Annotated in this window: 12 protein-coding genes; 2 read left to right on the top strand and 10 right to left on the bottom strand. The window is 45.1% G+C overall.

Annotated elements, in window-relative coordinates; all coding sequences use genetic code 11:
* Positions 1–159: 159 nt before the first annotated feature.
* On the top strand, positions 160–1,035 hold the full coding sequence (locus tag AB4274_RS00775; protein ID WP_017062344.1) for a LysR family transcriptional regulator: 876 nt from the start codon (positions 160–162) through the stop codon (positions 1,033–1,035).
* 100 nt (positions 1,036–1,135) lie between these two features.
* On the opposite strand, the gene purF is transcribed toward AB4274_RS00775, so the two are convergent.
* From purF to fabB, 10 genes are all read right to left on the bottom strand, one after another.
* Positions 1,136–2,650 carry an amidophosphoribosyltransferase gene (purF, locus tag AB4274_RS00770; RefSeq protein ID WP_017062345.1) on the bottom strand — a complete coding sequence of 505 codons (1,515 nt, stop codon included), beginning with the start codon at positions 2,648–2,650 and terminating at the stop codon, positions 1,136–1,138.
* 34 nt (positions 2,651–2,684) lie between these two features.
* On the bottom strand, positions 2,685–3,176 hold the full coding sequence (locus AB4274_RS00765; protein ID WP_009848678.1) for a CvpA family protein: 492 nt from the start codon (positions 3,174–3,176) through the stop codon (positions 2,685–2,687).
* A gap of 61 nt (positions 3,177–3,237) precedes the next feature.
* A complete protein-coding gene (locus AB4274_RS00760; protein WP_372110567.1) occupies positions 3,238–3,813 on the bottom strand; it encodes an SPOR domain-containing protein in 576 nt (191 codons plus the stop codon).
* Positions 3,814–5,076: a bifunctional tetrahydrofolate synthase/dihydrofolate synthase gene (gene folC, locus AB4274_RS00755; protein ID WP_372110564.1), complete on the bottom strand. Its 1,263-nt coding sequence runs from the start codon at positions 5,074–5,076 to the stop codon at positions 3,814–3,816.
* 42 nt (positions 5,077–5,118) lie between these two features.
* On the bottom strand, positions 5,119–6,045 hold the full coding sequence (accD, locus tag AB4274_RS00750) for an acetyl-CoA carboxylase, carboxyltransferase subunit beta (RefSeq protein WP_017062348.1): 927 nt from the start codon (positions 6,043–6,045) through the stop codon (positions 5,119–5,121).
* Positions 6,046–6,221: 176 nt separating this feature from the next.
* Positions 6,222–7,016, bottom strand: coding sequence for a tRNA pseudouridine(38-40) synthase TruA (gene truA / locus AB4274_RS00745; protein ID WP_004734161.1), 795 nt, complete (start codon positions 7,014–7,016; stop codon positions 6,222–6,224).
* A 194-nt stretch (positions 7,017–7,210) separates the two neighbouring features.
* A complete protein-coding gene (locus tag AB4274_RS00740; protein WP_372110562.1) occupies positions 7,211–12,076 on the bottom strand; it encodes a FimV/HubP family polar landmark protein in 4,866 nt (1,621 codons plus the stop codon).
* Positions 12,077–12,283: 207 nt separating this feature from the next.
* Complete coding sequence (locus AB4274_RS00735; RefSeq protein ID WP_017062350.1) at positions 12,284–13,297, bottom strand: aspartate-semialdehyde dehydrogenase; 1,014 nt, start codon at positions 13,295–13,297, stop codon at positions 12,284–12,286.
* 12 nt (positions 13,298–13,309) lie between these two features.
* Positions 13,310–14,443, bottom strand: coding sequence for a 4-phosphoerythronate dehydrogenase (locus AB4274_RS00730; RefSeq protein WP_017062351.1), 1,134 nt, complete (start codon positions 14,441–14,443; stop codon positions 13,310–13,312).
* A gap of 485 nt (positions 14,444–14,928) precedes the next feature.
* Positions 14,929–16,140 carry a beta-ketoacyl-ACP synthase I gene (gene fabB / locus AB4274_RS00725; protein WP_017062353.1) on the bottom strand — a complete coding sequence of 404 codons (1,212 nt, stop codon included), beginning with the start codon at positions 16,138–16,140 and terminating at the stop codon, positions 14,929–14,931.
* A gap of 128 nt (positions 16,141–16,268) precedes the next feature.
* On the opposite strand from fabB, the gene mnmC reads away from it, so the two are divergent.
* Positions 16,269–18,347, top strand: a complete 2,079-nt coding sequence (gene mnmC / locus AB4274_RS00720) for a bifunctional tRNA (5-methylaminomethyl-2-thiouridine)(34)-methyltransferase MnmD/FAD-dependent 5-carboxymethylaminomethyl-2-thiouridine(34) oxidoreductase MnmC (RefSeq protein ID WP_206361185.1) — start codon at positions 16,269–16,271, stop codon at positions 18,345–18,347.
* Positions 18,348–18,368: the final 21 nt, after the last annotated feature.

The following is an 18,368-nucleotide window of genomic DNA, read 5'->3' as shown; positions in this document are numbered from 1 at the left end:
GTAATAAAATGCTAAATACACAAATTTGCACTCTTTACTGGTAATTCGTGACGAGGGTTGGAATACTTGTAAATAGTGCAACGAGTTGACGTAACGCAAACATTGATCTCACTGTTACGTATAAATTAGATGAGATTGTAAACAAATGTGTCTGGATTTATGAAATTAGATGATTTAAACCTCTTTCGACTCGTCGTTGAAAATGGGAGCTACACCGCAACATCGCGCAAGACTATGATTCCGGTTGCGACCATCACACGACGCATCCAAGCCTTAGAAGATTCTTTGAACCTTAGGCTTCTCAATAGACACGCGCGTAAACTTTCTTTAACAGAGGCAGGCGAACGTTTCTTCAATGAATGCTCTCCGCTGTTGCAACGTCTCTCTTCTACTGCAGAAGAGTTAACTGACGTGTGCAAAGGCGCTTCCGGTAAGATTCGTATTACGGCACCCTCAAACCTGACCAAGCGCATGATGATGCCAATGTTCAGTGAATTCATGATTCAATACCCTGATATCAATATTGAGCTGATGATGAACAACCAAGCGGATCAGCTGGATCCAACGGAGTGGGACGTAATTTTCCGAGTCGGCCCTCAGCGTGATTCAAGCCTAATCGCTCGAAAAATCAGTGAAGTCAAAGATATTCTTATCGCGAGCCCTGAGTACTTAGCGAAGAACCCAGCTCCAAGCCATGCTGAAGAGCTAGCGAACCATTCGCTACTCAAAGGCTACCCGCTGATTAAGTGGCAGCTGAGTAATTCGAATGAAGAGACGGTGGTGAATAGCGAGAAAGGCCGTTTCAACGCCAATGCGCTTAATGTCGTAAGACAAGCGTGCTCAGAAGGCCTAGGTATCACCCTGATGCCTGACGTGATGATTCGTGAATACATTGAAGATGGCAGCTTAGTGCAAGTCTTAGAAGACTGGAGCGCTAACCCTCGTGATATTTACATGCTTTATAACCACAAAGACCATCTACCAGAGAAAGTGAGATTGTTTATTGATTTTGTGATCGCATACCACATTCATTAAGGTCAATCCCCTTCTCTATAAACAAAAAACCAGAGCCGATGCTCTGGTTTTTTATTTTCTGTATCGCTAGCGAAACTCTGTATGACTAACGAAACGCTAGTTAAGCGCCTTCGTTGTGTAACTCTAAGTTAGCAAGATCTTGTTGAATCTCACGCTGAACCTTTGAGTCGTCATTACGCAAAGAGTCTAGGAAATCTAGGTACACTTGGTCGATATCGCCCGTTACATACTCGCCGTTAAATACAGAAGTATCAAAACGAGAGATGTCTTGATTGCCCATGCCCACTGCAGAAATCAGATCTGGTAGCGTTTGGAAAATCAAGGCGTCTGCGCCAATCTGCTTACAAATCGTTTCGTTATCACGACCATGAGCAATCAACTCTGTCGCGCTCGGCATATCAATGCCGTAAACGTTAGGGAAGCGAACCTCTGGAGCAGCTGAAACCATGAAGACCTTATTTGCGCCAGAATCACGAGCCATCTCAATGATCTGCTCTGATGTTGTGCCGCGAACGATAGAATCGTCAACCAGAAGAACGTTCTTACCTTTAAACTCAGAGCGAATTGCGTTGAGCTTACGGCGAACCGACTTCTTACGTTGTTGCTGACCTGGCATGATGAATGTGCGGCCAACATAGCGGTTTTTCACGAAACCTTGACGGTATGGTTTATTGATCGCTTGAGCGATTCGTAGCGCAATATCGTTTGATGTTTCAGGGATTGGAATAACTACATCAATGTCTAAGTCTGCGTACTCTTCTTTAATACGCATACCAAGCATCTCACCCATCTCAACGCGTGCGCTGTAAACCGAGATTTTGTCGATGAATGAATCTGGGCGTGCAAAGTATACAAACTCAAAGATACATGGGTTTAGTTGTGGGTTGTCTGCACATTGCTTAGTGAAAAGCTCACCGTCAAACGTTGCGTAGATAGCTTCACCTGGTGCTACGTCGCGCATGAAGTCGAAACCAACAGCATCGAGTGCTACCGATTCAGACGCAACCATGTACTCTGTTTTACCTTGAACTTCACGCTTACCAAGACACAATGGACGAATACCATGTGGGTCACGGAATGCGATCATACCGTGGCCGATGATCATCGCCGTTACGGCGTAAGCACCACGAATTGTACGATGCACATTTGCCACAGCGCGGAAAACGTCATCTGAAGTTACGTTACCTTTAACAGTATCGATCTCATGAGCTAATACGTTCAGTAGAACTTCAGAGTCAGAGGTTGTGTTTACATGACGACGGTCTTTTTCGAACAACTTCTCACGAACTTCGTTTGCGTTCGTCAGGTTACCGTTGTGCGCCAACGTAATGCCAAAAGGAGAGTTTACGTAGAAAGGCTGAGCTTCAGACGCACTTGAACTACCCGCAGTAGGATAACGAACATGGCCAATACCAACTTCACCTTGTAGGCGCTGCATGTGTTTTGCTTCAAAAACATCTTTTACTAAACCGTTCGCCTTACGCAGACGGAAACGATTGCTTTCTATGGTACAAATACCAGCGGCATCTTGGCCACGATGCTGCAATACCGTTAAAGCGTCATAAATAGACTGGTTTACAGGTGTTGAACCCACGATTCCAACAATACCACACATGTCCTAATCCTCGATTTTTCGACATTAACTGGCGCTAGAGCGCGCCAGATAAGAAACTAGATGTTGCTTGTAAATGCTCGAAGAACGGCGCAATGATTCGACTAAATTCTGGAACCAATTGCGAATTCTTCCACCACTCAGAACTTGGGAATGCAGTAAACGCATCCATGAAAAACAACACTGCAGAAACAATCAAAACACCACGTAAGCCACCAAAGACGACACCGAGGATTCTGTCTGTACCTGACAGGCCTGTTTTCTGAACTAGTTGACCGATGACATAGTTAACTAAGGCACCCACAACTAACGTTGCAACAAACAATGCTGCTATCGCAGTTCCGTTTCGAAACATCTCATCTTCGATATTGGTGAAGTACATCGCTAATTTAGCGTAGTACTGGCTAGCAATAAAAAATGCTCCAAACCAAATAACGAGTGACAAGGCTTCTTTAGCGAAACCACGAACTAAACTGATCACGGCAGAGAAGCCGATCACGCCTAAAATGACAAAATCTAACCAATTCATGAATTCTTCATCTTAAGTTGGCGCGCATTTTAACAGAAAAAATGCTGACGCAAACGTTTTCTTATGGATTTAACGGTTTAAATTTGAGCAACTGGCCTTTTGAACCCGTAATTTTTTCTAATTCCTTAATTTGTCGCTCAAGTTTGGATTTAGAGACATCCGGGCCAATAATTACTCGCGTAAAAGTTTTTTCTTGCTTGGTGTGAGCCTGATAACCGCGCTTTTGCAGATCCTTAACAACGTTTTTTGCGTTGTCAGCATTCTTCAAAGCCATCAATTGAATAATCCAAGCACTGTCTTGGTATTCATTTTTTTCAGGTACCGGCTTAACCACAACTGCCAGTTTGTCTGCTTCTTTATCATTAGAAGAAGACGCGGTTTGCGTGTTTGAATTATCAGTACGACCACTTTCAACCACTTGCTCAACCGGAGAATCCGGTAGCGCTATCTGATCTTCAACGGGATCGAGTACTTCAAACACTTCAACATTACTATCAAGCTCAGGCTTAATTGGAATGCTTGCAAACTCTTCTTTGTAGTGGAGCTTCTTACCATCTAGTACATCGGGCAATACAATCACGCCAATGGCCACTAAAATGATGGTGCCGACTAACCGGCTTTGGAATTTACTTGCCATTTAGTTTCCTTTTTTCTGCCAATGCTCCAACACTTCACCCACTGTATGGAAAGAACCGACAACCAACACAACATCGTCACCTTTAACAGAAGCTAAAGCCGCTTCAAACGCTACAACAGGGTTTGAATACCGCTCTACACCTTCAGGTAAGCTTTGACACAATTCAGCGGCTGTTGCGGCTCGTGGGCCGTTCAGCGAAGCTGGGTACCAATGTGTTGTTATTGAAGCTAATACTTCCAATGTCGCGGGGATATCTTTGTCATGAAGCATGGCGACTACAACGTGTAAATTTTTGCCTGCATACTTCTTCGCGACTTGCTGCGCAAAGTACTCAGCAGAATGCGGGTTGTGTGCTACATCAAGCACAATCACCGGTTGTTCGCTAATTTGCTGCATACGCCCAGGAAGCTGCGCATTCTTCATGCCGTTAACCACGTTCACGTCGCTAATACTAAGCTCTGATGTGCCCAATGCCATCAACGCTGTTGCAGCGTTAGGTAACGGCAGGCTTGGAATAGGTAGCGATTCTAGTTGGAATGCACCACTGCGCCAGTTCCACGTATCACCGTCAACATCATAAGTGTATTGAATACCGACTTGGTAGAACTCAGCCTTAATGTCATCAGCGTGCGCTGCAACCGTAGCCGGTGGCTTGGGTTGACCACAGATAGCGGGTTTACCGCTACGATAAATGCCCGCTTTCTCAAAACCAATCACATTGATGTCATCACCTAGCCAGTCAACATGGTCGACAGCCAAACTAGTAATCACAGAAACATCATGCTCAACGATATTGGTCGCGTCTAAACGCCCGCCTAAACCCACTTCTAAAAGCACAACATCAACCGCTTCAGTTTGAAATGCACGTAACGCCGCTAAAGTGCCATATTCGAAAAAACTCAGGCTGATTTCGCCACGCTCTTTCTCAATGAAATCGAAAGACTGAACCATCTTTTCATCAGATAGATCTTGGCCGTTGATACGAACACGTTCGTTATAGCGAATTAAGTGAGGAGAGCTGTAGACACCAACTGAGTAACCAGCGTCCAATAGAATCGCTTCCATCAGTGCACATGTTGAGCCTTTGCCATTGGTTCCGGCAACAGTAATAACATGTTGAGCAGGTTTGGTGAGGTTTGCCTTAGAGGCGACGGCCTGAACTCGGTCTAATCCAAGATCAATAGCGCTTGTGTGGATGTTTGATAAATAATCAAGCCACATCTCCAAAGAGGATGTGGCTTGAGGAATAGGTTGTTGACTCATCTAACTCATAACCATAATTAAGTTGGTTTGTTAGAAGGTACTTTACCCTTTTTCTGGCGCTTCTGGTACTTCATAAGTAGCTTCATTCGGTGAATCGTTCACAGAAACTACTAATGGTGAAGGCTGGTTGGTCATTTTAGCAACAAGGCTTGCAACGCGCTGACGCATCTCACGACGGTCAACAATCATGTCGATAGCACCGTGGTCTAGTAGGAACTCACTGCGTTGGAAACCTTCAGGAAGGTCTTCACGTACCGTTTGTTCGATTACACGACGTCCAGCAAAACCGATCAGTGCTTTTGGTTCACCAATATTGATATCGCCAAGCATTGCCAAACTTGCAGAAACACCACCCATTGTTGGATCAGTCATAACTGAAACAAACGGTAGGCCTTTCGCAGATAAACGCTCAAGCGCAGCACTGGTTTTCGCCATTTGCATTAGAGACATCAATGCCTCTTGCATACGAGCACCACCACTTGCAGAGAAACACACTAAACCACAGTTGTTCTCGATAGCAGCATCTACCGCTTTCACGAAACGAGCACCAACAACAGAACCCATTGAGCCGCCCATGAATGAGAATTCAAAAGCACACGCTACGATAGGTAAACCCAATAGTTCGCCTTTCATTGCAACTAATGCGTCTGTTTCACCACTGTTCTTTTGAGCAGCAGAGATACGTTCTTTGTAACGCTTAGAGTCTTTAAACTTCAGCTTGTCTTGTGGCTCAAGATCAGCACCTAGTTCAACACGCTCACCTTTGTCTAGGAATGTATCCAGACGGCGACGTGCTTTCATGCGCATGTGATGGTCACATTTTGGACATACTTCTAGGTTACGCTCTAGTTCAGCATGGTACAGAACCTGCTCACAAGAAGTACATTTAGTCCAAACACCCTCAGGGATAGATGCTTTACGAGATGTTACGATGTTGCTTTTTTCTAAAATCTTTTCAAGCCAACTCATGGAAGACCTTTTTGTTTCGATTCTTCCGCTTGATTGCGAAAGAAATAAATTTGGGAATTATGCGTGGGAATTAAAGCACATAAAACAGCGACTGTAGATAAAAAACTGGTTGTACCTATTTTCTGGGACTATCTTACGCACTAAACCGTAATAATTTTTGAACCTAAGTCTCACATTTAGTTCAAATTATCCGGCAAAAATAGAGGACCAATTGGCTCTCGTGGTAGCTCAAAATGTTCAGGATAATCAACATCCACCAGATACAAACCTTCCGCTTTTGCAGTTGCGCCGGCTACTTTTCGATCTTTAGCTTCTAAAAGCCACTGGATCCACTCTGGTTTCTGCTCACCTTTACCTACGGCAATAAGGCTACCAGTAATATTCCTCACCATGTGGTGAACAAACGCATTCGCTTTAATATCGATCACAATGTAGTGTCCATGACGAGTCACGTTTAAGTGAATCATGTTTCTCCATGGGCTACGAGATTGACAGTGTGTTGCCCTGAACGAAGTGAAGTCATTCTCACCAAGTAAGTACTGACCCGCTTCATGCATTTTTTTCTCATCAAGGTGACCATGATAATGGCTCACGCCTGAATTCAAAATGCCTGGGCGTAGTGCATGGTTAAAGATAATGTAGCGATAACGGCGAGCAGTTGCCGAGAAACGAGCATGGAAATCCTCATTCACTTCTGTCGCCCAACGAACCGCAATATCTTTCGGCATGTTGGCATTCGCGCCCATTGTCCATGCCACCATTTTACGATCGACATTAGTTTCAAAGTGAACGACTTGTCCCGTACCGTGAACACCGGCATCTGTACGACCTGCGCACATAACTTCTACAGGGTGATTCGCGACAACTGAAAGAGCCTTTTCCAATTCTTCTTGGACACTTTTCACGTCTCGTTGGCGCTGCCAACCAAAGTAGTGGGTACCGTTATATTCAATACCTAAAGCAATTTTCATGTTCTTGTTCTCTTTGAAAATGGGCGAGAAGTATATACGGAAATCAGTGCTAGCCCAAATAGGATGGGGCTAAAACTTCAATAAACAATCAGCATCGACCGAGACGATACTGTTGAAAAACCAAATCAAACTATAGCGCTCTGTATTGCCTTAAAATAAAGGGTAGCCAACGCTACCCTTTCTGATTTTTAAATTTATCGACCGTTTAACGTATCGATAAGATTTTTTGCCTCTCGACGAATATCATCGTTGCCATCAACGATTGCCTCTTCTAGAAGCTTAATTGCCCCTTGCGAGTCACTCATCTCGATGTAAATTTTGGCCAAATCAAGCTTACCCGCAGCTTCTGCATTGCTGTCGACATCATAATTGCCAATATCACCGATAACATCAGGGAATTCGTTTAGACCAACATCCAGTTTAAGCTCTTCATCGTCTGGGTTAATGACTTCTTCACCTTCTTGCTCGACTTGAGCCATCAGTTCATCAATCGTCATGTACTGTTTATCACGACTGTTGCCTGATTCGGTTAGGTTGTCTTGTTGAGCCCAATTCTCTTCTTTGATTTTCGGTTCAGCTTGCTGCTCAGCCGATGCCCAAATCTCTTGTTGGTCATCAGGCACATCATTATGCATGCTCGATTGTTGCTCTGGTGCTAGGTTAAAGCCTTTCCAGTCTTCGCCGCCAACTTCAAGCATCGCGTCAATATCTAGCCCTGCGCTATCAATCGAAGTTGCGTCCAATGGCTTATCAAACATGTTATCGACAGTGTCTTGAACATCTTCAGAAAGCAACTCAGCTAATGCTGTCTCATCAAAGTCATCAAAGCCTTCTAGTGGCTCGTCTTGAACCGCTGCAGGCGTTGAGTTTGGCTCTGAAGCCGCGCTCAGTGATTGTTCTGGCCGTGAAAAACCAGCCGGTTCAGAGTCTTCAGCGTTCGAGAAATCATCAGCCTGACTGTAGCTCTGCGGATTTGAGAACAAATCATGCAACGCGTCTTGCTCTTCGCCTTGTGGGCTGAAAGAGGTCAGTGGTGTTGGCTTCTCTGCAAACGCATCGGAGATGGCTTCGTCTTCACCGTATTCCGGTAAATCAAACTCATCAAACTCTACGCCTTGGTCTTCCGCTACCGGCTCAGCATTGCTTTGCTCAATATCATCTAAAACAGAGTCCGCTTTTGCGCTTTCTTCATCGTACTCAGGAAGATCAAGGTCATCGAACTCGAACTTCTCGGGGTCAGGCGCTAAGTCTTGCTCTAGCTGCGCTTCATCTGGTTCACTCACCACTTCCGCTAACGCATCGTCTTCACCAAACTCTGGAAGTTCGAAGTCATCGAATGAGAACTCTTCTTCGCTTTCTGGTTGCGCAGTATCAGCCTGTGGTCCGGCATCTAGCTGAGGCTCAGCGGTAGGTTGTGATTCAACACTTGGTTGAGCATCAATAGCTGGCGTTACTGGTTCTGGTGTTGATTCAGCATCAGCTTCCGCTAGTGCGTCTTCTTCACCAAACTCTGGTAGCTCAAAGTCATCAAACGAGAACTCTTCGTCGTCTTGCTCTTTAGCTTGAGCTTGAGGCTCAACAGCAGGCAATACTGATTCTGTTGTTGATTCAGCATCAGCTTCCGCTAGTGCATCTTCTTCACCAAACTCTGGTAGCTCGAAGTCGTCAAACGAGAATTCTTCTGCGCTTTCTTGTCCTAGAACTTCAGCTTGTTCTGCTACTTCCGTTTGTGGTGTAGCTTCAACTTGCGGTTCTTCATCTAACTGAGGTTCAGCGACAGGTGTTACTGGCTCTGGTGTTACGTCAGCTTCCGCTAATGCTTCTGGTTCAGACGCCTCATCTTCAATCAGCCAATCATCGTCTTGTGGCACACCAAATTCATTCGGAATAATCTCTGGCATGTTTGCAGCACGGATTGGCTCTGGCTCTGGCTCTGGCTCTGGCTCTGGCTCTGGCTCTGGCTCTGGCTCTGGCTCTGGCAAGGATTCAACGACATCTTCAAGCTGATCGCTACCTTGGATTTTCGGTTCGAAGTCAAAATCAGAGGTAACGTTCGCTGGCGACTCTACATCGTCGATGGCTTCAGCTAACCAGTCTTCAACCGTATCTTCTTCATCTTCAGAGATATCATTTAAAGAGGATGGCGAAGTTTGTTCTTCAAAGCTAGCAGCAATGTCTTCACGCTGTTCTTGGACGTCGGCTTCTTTCGGCTCTGGTTCTTGTTGTGCGGTTTCTTCTTGAACTTGCTCTTCAAAATCTGGTTTATCAAAATCAGAATTCTCAGATAACAGCGAGTCGATATCCAATTCATCATCTTCAACCGATGATGCGGTTTCTTGCGCTGATACTTCGTTGCTGCTTGAAAGAGGCGCTTGCTCTGGTTCAACCGTATTGTCAATTGATGGTTCAACAGGCTCTTCTATCGCTGGAAACAAATCATTGTCATCAGAAGTCATTAACTCATCAATCAACGCTTCGTCTGTTGTTTCTAGAGAGTCATCAAGCAAAGCATCCGTTGCCGGTGCGACACCGAACAAATCATCGATAAAACCATCACGATTAAAGGCTTCATCATTTTCTGGCTTAACATCAGTACTTTCTTGAGCCAGTTCCGAATCTAACGATTCATCAGTAACGACTTCAGGTTGTGGTGTTTCACTAATGTCCGGATCTTGCTCAGGCTCACCTTCAGAGGTTAACGGAGTAAGCTCAACGTCTGAGTCCTTTTCAGGCTCCTCATTGACGTTGTCCAAACCAAAGGCTGCGTCTAACTCTTTATCAAACGTCTTATCTTCAGATTCAAGCTCGTCTTCAATGCCACTTGTCAGTAAGTCATCAAATGGGTCTAGAGATTCTGATTTTGATGCATCCGCTAAAAGCTCATCATCTGACAATTCACTATCAAGGAAATCATCCAATAAGTCGGTACTTTCGGCGTCGAGTTCGAAATCATCGTCGTCAGAGTCACCTATTAATTCATCCAAGGTTTCCGTGCTGTCTTCTGCGATGTTGAGGTCATCATCGGTCGATAAACCAGAAAGCTCTTCAAGCTCAGACAGAGAATCAAAGCCAAGAGGTTCGCTTTCAGACTCATCATCCGAATCGTCCCCTAGCATCTCATCAAGAAGGTCTGTCGAGTTACTTAGGTCTACGTCATCGCCTGCCAGTTGCTCATCAAGCAGATCAACGCTGTCTTGAGGTTCTTCATTTACGATGGGCTTATCGAACTGAGACAGAATGTTTTCGATATCATCATCAGACGCCAAACCACTGTTTAGGTTAGTGGCAATCTCATCGTCGCTATCGAGGTTGAAAGGGTCATTCGCTTGATCGTTCTGAGCAGCAACTTGGGCAAAGATGTCATCAATATCATCATTCGCTGTCGGTGAAGCTGGCTCAGGGGACTGTTGTTCAGAGATTAGAGCATCAATATCAAAATCGTCATTGCTCAAATCAACAGGCTTAGTCTCACTTTGTTGCTCAGAGATAAGCGCATCGATGTCAAAATCATCGCTTGCTGGTGTTTCAGTGCTAGAAGGCGAATCACTTTGCTCTTCCGAAATCAGAGCATCAATATCGAAGCTGTCGTCATCTTCGTCATCAAGAGCAAACAGATCATCTAATAAAGATTGGTCTAGCTCGTTGGAACCGAGATCTTCAGTTTCAGACTCTTGAGATAGTAAAGCTTCAATGTCATCAGCAGACATTGCGTTATCATCAGAAAGATCAAAGTCGACATCATCAGTATCGACGGCGCTTTCCGCTGTTTTGTCTAGCGCACGTTCCATCTCTTCAAGGCCAAGCGCTTTCTCTTCGCCATTAACACTAATGCCGTTGCTGCTGTCTAAATCTAGATCGTCGAAGTTGGTGTCTAAATCACCGTTTTCGCCAATGCTGGCAAATGGGTCATCGTCTTCACCATCTAGATTGAAATCGAGATCAGATTCATCTAAACCAGCAAAGACATCATCCTCTTCGGCTAGCGCTTGATCGTCAAACAGCTTGTTGGCGTCATCTTCCGTACCAAACAAGTCATCATCTAAAGACAGCTCGTTAAGGTCGTCCATCTCGTCGCCCAATGTAATAGGTGCAATGGTACTTGGTTCTGGCTGGAGCGGTTGTTCTTGAGTCGTCTGCTGTTGCTCATCATTTTTAGAACGACGGCCTAACAGCATCACAACGATCAAACCAATGAGCAGACCTGGAATAATCGCAAGAGCCGCCACTAACCAACCATTCGATAACAGTTCGTCCATGACACTTGGTGCCATCTTTTCAATTTCGGCGTTCTTTCTGCGCTCTTCATCAAGCAGCTTTTCCACTTCGCTACGAATGCGGTCTTCATCACTGAGCTCTGTTTTTAGCTCATCCACTTCCGATTGAACATTCGATAACATCAAACGAAGTTGGTGATTTTTCTCTTCAAGTGACAGCAGTTCAGTTTCTGAAAGCTCTAGCTGCTTCTCTAACTTGTTCATCTCTTGGGTTGGTGCAGATTGAGCTAGAGATGATTGAGTTGGAGACAATGGCTTTTTAGCAGTTTCAGTAGTGCTTACTTGCTTAGCAGGAGTAACATTTTTTGCATCAGAACTCGGCGCTTTGGGTTTTGAAGCGACAGGCTTACTTGCAGGAGCATCAAGCTTAGCAAGATGTGAGTTCATGATGTTGATAGCTTGCTGCGTCGAGCTTGCACGTGCTTGCTCTAAAGAAGGCACGCGTAGATTGCTCGCAGGCAGCAGGCTATGGATATTCTGGTTTTCAAACGCTTGTGGGTTTAAGCGATAAATAGCCAACAGAGTTTGTTGGACTGAAACGGAGTTATCAGGGCGTAACTTTGAGGCAATAGACCACAATGTTTCTGAGCCGCGAGTTGGACCATAGAAACGTGAAGGCTCAGCGCTATTTGATTGCGCTCTTTGAAGTGGTTCTGAAAACGTAGGCGCTGATTGTATCTGGCCATTAGGCCCTACAACTCGAATGGAATCTGCACGAACAACGGAAATCTGAGTCGCAATGATAAAGGCAAAAGGCATTAACCACGGCTTGAAAATTTGAAACATAAAAGGCTCAGCTAGGTGCTTAAATTCGGAAAAGTGATGATCTATTAAATATATCGGATAAATGACGTAAAACTATAGAGATGAAAACAAAAAATGTGTTGCAGCAACAATATTCGCAGCAATTTCACACAATTTGACTAACAATATTTTTAATCGATTAAAAAAGCCCCACTAAAGAGTGAGGCTTTTTTATCAAAGCAATAAAGCTTAGAAGTAATCGCGAATCAGAACTTCAGCGATTTGAACTGCGTTTGTTGCTGCGCCTTTACGAACGTTATCAGCGACAACCCACATGTTTACGCCACTGTGATGGCTGATGTCGTTACGAATACGACCAACCATTACGTGGTCTTTACCACCTGCATCACGAACTTGAGTTGGGAAGTCTAGCGCTTGGAATACTTCAACACCTTCTGTGTTCTCTAGAAGCTGAACCACTTGCTCTGCACCGATTGGTGCGCGAGTTTCAATGTGTAGAGATTCTGCGTGACCGTAAAATACTGGTACGCGGACACAAGTCGGGTTCACTGTGATTGAAGAGTCAGCAAAGATTTTTTGAGTTTCCCAAACCATCTTCATCTCTTCACGCGTGTAGCCGTTCTCTGTAAATTCATCGATTTGAGGAATACAGTTGAAAGCGATTTGTTGTGAGAACGCTGAGTTTTCAGCTGGCATACCGTTAAGAAGCTTAGCCGTTTGACCCGCTAGCTCATCGATACCTGGCTTACCTGCACCAGACACAGATTGGTAAGTTGAAACGTTAATACGCTCAAGGCCCACTTCATCGTGAATTGGTTTTAGCGCTACTACCATTTGGATAGTCGAGCAGTTAGGGTTCGCGATGATGTTACGGTTACGGAACTCAGCAATCGCTTCAGGGTTCACTTCAGGCACAACCAGAGGAACATCGTATTCGTAACGGAAGCGTGATGTGTTATCGATGACAACCACACCTTCATCAGCCGCAATTGGAGCCCAACGCTCTGAAAGCTCGCTACCTGCAGAGAAAAACGCAATATGTACTTGAGACCAATCGAAGTCTTCTACGTTTTGTACTTGTATTGTTTTGCCGTTAAAACGGGAAGTTTTGCCTTCACTACGTTCACTTGCTAGTAAGTGCATTTCACCGACAGGGAATTTACGCTCTTTAAGTACTTCAAGAATGGTTTCACCAACCGCACCAGTCGCACCTAAAATAGCAATATTAAATTCTTGGCTCATTGTTTCTCTCTTTTATAAAGTTGGCTTTACCATAAAACCGAGTTTAGATAACGGCGTTAAATTACAAGATTCGTCGCCCGTTAACTCGACTGCACTGTACTCTCTGCGGTCCCAATATTCTTTACGCATCTTGTCAAAAGAACCCGGCGTAACGATATTGCGACGGAATAAGGCGTCGTCTTTGCGCACATCATAGATCAACTGAGTCAAATTGTGCAGTGTTGCTTCATCCCAAGCTCTATCTAATTTCATTTGAGGTACAGGCGCTGTCGGCAATAAGTCGCTTGCATACGCACGCTGTTCAGTACCTAAAAATTCACAATAACTGTTGAAGATCATCGTGGTACCACGCGCTTTACCTTCTAAACCGTAGCCCGCTACGTGAGGCGTTGCAAAAGCGAGTAACGGAAGAAGCTCAAAGTCGACTTCAGGTTCAAACTCAAACACATCAAGCACTGCAGTGAAACCATCGGCTTTTTGCAGGCGAGCTTTTAGCGCTTGGTTATCAACCACAGGACCGCGAGCTGCATTAATCAGGATTTGATCAGCACGTAAGTTGTTCAGCACTTGCTCACTGATCAAGTGATGCGTTGGATACTCACCCGTCTTAGTGATTGGCGTGTGTAATGTAATAACGTCTGATTGTTCAAGCAAAGTCTCTAACTCAGTAAATTCGCGAGTATCACCCTCTTGCTGTTTTAGAGGGTCGTTCAGCAGAACTTTGATACCAATACCTTCAAGGCACTTCGCTAAGTAACTGCCCACTTGACCACAGCCGATAATACCAACCGTTTTATCAAAAACAGAAAAGCCTTGTTGCTGCGCAAGCACCATCATCGCACTGAACGCGTACTCAGCAACACCCACCTTGTTACAACCAGGTGCCGCAGTAAAGAAAATGCCACGCTCTTTCATCAACTCTTGGTCAACGTGATCCATGCCAGCCGTCGCAGTACCAACAAACTTCAGCTTATTGGCTTTGCTGATCAATGACTCGTTTACCTTGGTAACAGAGCGAATCATCAATGCGTCTACGTCAACTAGGTCGTCAGCTGTTAATGTGCGACCAGACTTCATTGTCACTTCCCCTAGCTGGCTAAAAAGCGCTTCAGCGTAAGGCATATTTTCGTCGATTAAGATTTTCATTTGGCGAGTACTTTTGTTGGGGTCTATCGACCTAAATGTGAATTGAAATGATTGTGCAAAATTCCACACACGGTGTCGAGTAGCAATTGGAATACATTATAAATAAAGGGCTGAATCACCTAACCTTGGCAGACAAGAACCGAAACCAGAGTGAACACCCAAGATCAAACGGCTAAAACGAAAAATGCCCGATTGAATAAACAATCGGGCAAACATCCAGAACAAAAGGATCCTATCTCGCTCTCCAGGAGACAGAGTCTTGCGTCTGTTCAACCAGTACTAACCAAAGTCAGTACTGGTCAAGCTCTGGAAACCTTTCAATCTCTAAACCCAGATTTAAAAACTATGTTCAAAAAACACGTTTACCAACCTGCGTCTAAAAACTTTGTTCTGATGGTCATTATTACTGGGTGACCTGTGCGTGTTGAATCGGCACTAGCGCAACCCTTTAACGATTAACCTTGTCTCTGTAACTCAAGCTTAAGTTAAGCTTGGTACTTTTTGATTACTAGCGTTGCGTTCGTACCGCCGAAACCAAAACTGTTAGACATAACTGTAGTTAGCTCTTGATCACGAGCTTCAGTTACGATGTCTAGGCCAGCAGCAGCTTCGTCTAGGTTCGAAACGTTAATGCTTGGAGCGATAAAGCCGTTATCTAGCATTAGCGTTGAGTAAATAGCTTCGTGTACGCCAGCAGCACCTAGAGCGTGACCTGTCATCGCTTTAGTTGCAGAAATTGCTGGGCTGTTGCCACCAAATACTTCTTGGATAGCGCCTAGCTCTTTAACGTCGCCAACTGGAGTTGAAGTACCGTGAGTGTTCACGTAATCAACGCCATCAACGTTTTGCATCGCCATCTTCATACAACGAACCGCACCTTCACCAGAAGGAGCAACCATGTCGTAGCCATCTGAAGTTGCGCCGTAGCCTACGATTTCACCGTAGATTTTTGCGCCACGAGCAACAGCGTGCTCAAGCTCTTCGATAACTAACATGCCGCCGCCACCAGAGATAACGAAACCATCACGGTCTGCATCGTAGGTACGAGAAGCCAGCTCTGGCGTGTCGTTGTACTTAGTAGAAAGTGCGCCCATTGCGTCGAACATCATAGTCAGAGACCAATCCAGTTCTTCACCGCCACCAGCGAATACAACGTCTTGCTTACCAAGTTGGATAAGCTCCATTGCGTGACCAATACAGTGTGCAGATGTCGCACATGCAGAGCTCATAGAGTAGTTCACACCACGGATTTTGAAAGGAGTTGCTAGACAAGCAGAAACCGTAGAAGCCATTGTACGTGGAACCATGTATGGACCAACGCGCTTCACGCCTTTCTCACGGATGATGTCTACCGCGTTTACTTGGTTTAGAGATGAAGCACCACCTGAACCCGCAACGATACCCGTGCGGTCATTAGATACTTGATCTTCAGTTAAGCCAGAATCAGCAATTGCTTGCTCCATTGAAAGATAAGCGAATGCCGCTGCATCACCCATAAAGCGCATTTTTTTGCGATCGATATGGTCAGCAGGGTTCATTTTTAGGTTACCCCATACTTGAGAGCGCAAGCCATTTTCCTTGAACTGCTCTGAAGCGGTAATACCAGATTTACCCTCTTTCAGTGATGCTAAAACTTCTTCGACGTTGTTACCGATACTTGAAACAATACCCATACCGGTGATTACGACTCGTTTCATGTGACATTCCTATAATTCTAAATTCAGCTAGATGATAACTAAGAAGCCTAACAAAAGTGGTCAGCTTTCCTAGAAATTCGTACAATCCCTACCAACATATCGCTTCAAATCACAAAATGATAGATTTTATGACTTCAATTACTAATGCAGAACTGGAATGGAATGAGTCTGGCACGCCAGTTTCAGACCAATTTGACGACGTTTACTTCTCCAATGTTAACGGTTTAGAAGAAACTCGCTACGTCTTTTTAAAGCAAAACCACCTTCCAGAGCGTTGGCTTGAACATGAACAACGCCGCTTTGTGATTGCTGAAACCGGCTTTGGCACAGGTTTGAACTTTCTTGCAGTTTGGCAATGGTTCGATGCTTTTCTTAAAGATAACCCACAAGCGATGACCAAAGAGTTACATTTCATCAGTTTTGAAAAATATCCTTTAAATAAAGAGGATCTGATCAAAGCACACCAATCGTGGCCAGAATTAGCCGAGTATGCGACGCAACTCCAAGAACACTACCCTATTGCTCTACCTGAATGTCACCGCATTGTGCTGGGCGACGGTGCAATCACGCTTGATTTGTGGTTTGGCGATATTAAAGATTGCATGCCCAACGTACCAACCCCGCGTGAAGGTTTGGTTGATGCTTGGTTCTTAGACGGTTTTGCTCCGAGCAAGAACCCAGAGATGTGGAATCAAAACCTATTCAACGGCATGGCTAAGCTCGCTAAGCAAGATTGTAGCTGCGCCACCTTCACCGCTGCTGGCTTTGTTCGCCGTGGCTTAATTGAAGCTGGCTTTGAAATGAAAAAGGTCAAAGGCTTTGGTACTAAGCGAGAAATGATCGCCGGCCGACTTGGCGAAAAGCACGCTCACACCAACATCAAACCTTGGTATGGCCTCGCTCAACACACTGAATCCCAAGACATTGCGATCATTGGTGGTGGTGTCGCCAGTGCTGCATTAGCCAAAACGCTAAGCCGTCGTGGCAAAAATATCACCCTTTATTGTGAACATCCACAAGCTGCGGGCAATGCCTCAGGTAACAACCAAGGTGCGATTTACCCGCTATTAAGCGAAGCGACCTCGAACGTGTCTCGCGTGTTTGGCCCGGGATTACTGTTTGCTCGTCAATTTATTAATCAAGCGGCTCAGTCTATTCAATTTGATCACAGTTGGTGTGGCGTGAACATCTTGATGTGGGATCAAGGCTCCACTAAAAAGCTCAACCGCATGTTGGAAGGCAACTTCCACACCGACCTGATTCAGCGTTTATCGCCAGAGCAAGCCAACGAAAAGATTGGCTTACCCGTCGATAAAGAGAGTGTTTACTTTCCGCTGGGTGGTTGGCTAAGCCCTCTGCAACTGACTCAAGGCTTGATTAGCAAGTTAGAAGAGAACAACCAAGTAAGCGCGCACTATCAACATCAAGTAACGCAACTTGAGTGGCTCGAAGCTGAACAACAATGGATACTGACGATGGATACACCTCAAGGTGAGATTCAAACCAAGCACGACCAAGTGGTTGTCGCGAATGGACACAAGTTCACTCAGTTTGAACAAACTCAGCCAGTACCACTGACTCCGGTTAAAGGCCAAGTGAGCCATATTCCGACCACGGAAAATCTCAGCCAGCTAAAAACCGTGTTGTGCTTTGATGGCTATTTGACGCCACAGAACCCCAACAATGGTCATCACTGTATTGGTGCGAACTACGACAAAACCAATATCGACCAAGAATTTGATATTGAGGTTCAGCAGCACAATGGCGAGCGCCTACATGGGTCACTACCAGACCAAGCATGGACAAAAGATGTCGATACCAGTGACAACTTAGCGCGCCAAGGTATCCGAAGCGTAAGCCGTGACCACCTTCCGTTTGTCGGAAACATTGGTGACTTTGAAGCCATTAAGGAGCAGTACCAAGATCTCCACAACTTCAACCCGCAGCGTGACTCGGTTGAGGATGTAGAAACGGTAACAAGCTTCCCTAACCTTTATTGCTTTATCGGACTGGGTTCACGTGGTTTGAGCTCTGCACCATTATTGGCTGAAGTATTAGCATCACAGATCTGTGGCGATCCGCTGCCCTTGCCTGTTGATGTGCTTGAGGCGATTCACCCAAGTCGAATGTGGGTACGCAGACTGCGTAAAGGTAAGGCATTAACGGCTGGATGGGTTGCTGACAAGCATTCTAAATCAAAGCCGTAGTTTCTAGTTCAGCTAATCTGA

It is taken from the genome of Vibrio sp. 10N.261.55.A10 (genome assembly GCF_041470825.1).
Lineage (GTDB): Bacteria > Pseudomonadota > Gammaproteobacteria > Enterobacterales > Vibrionaceae > Vibrio > Vibrio crassostreae_C.
Note: the sequence above shows the minus strand (reverse complement) of the source record. Positions and strands in the feature narration are given on the sequence as shown.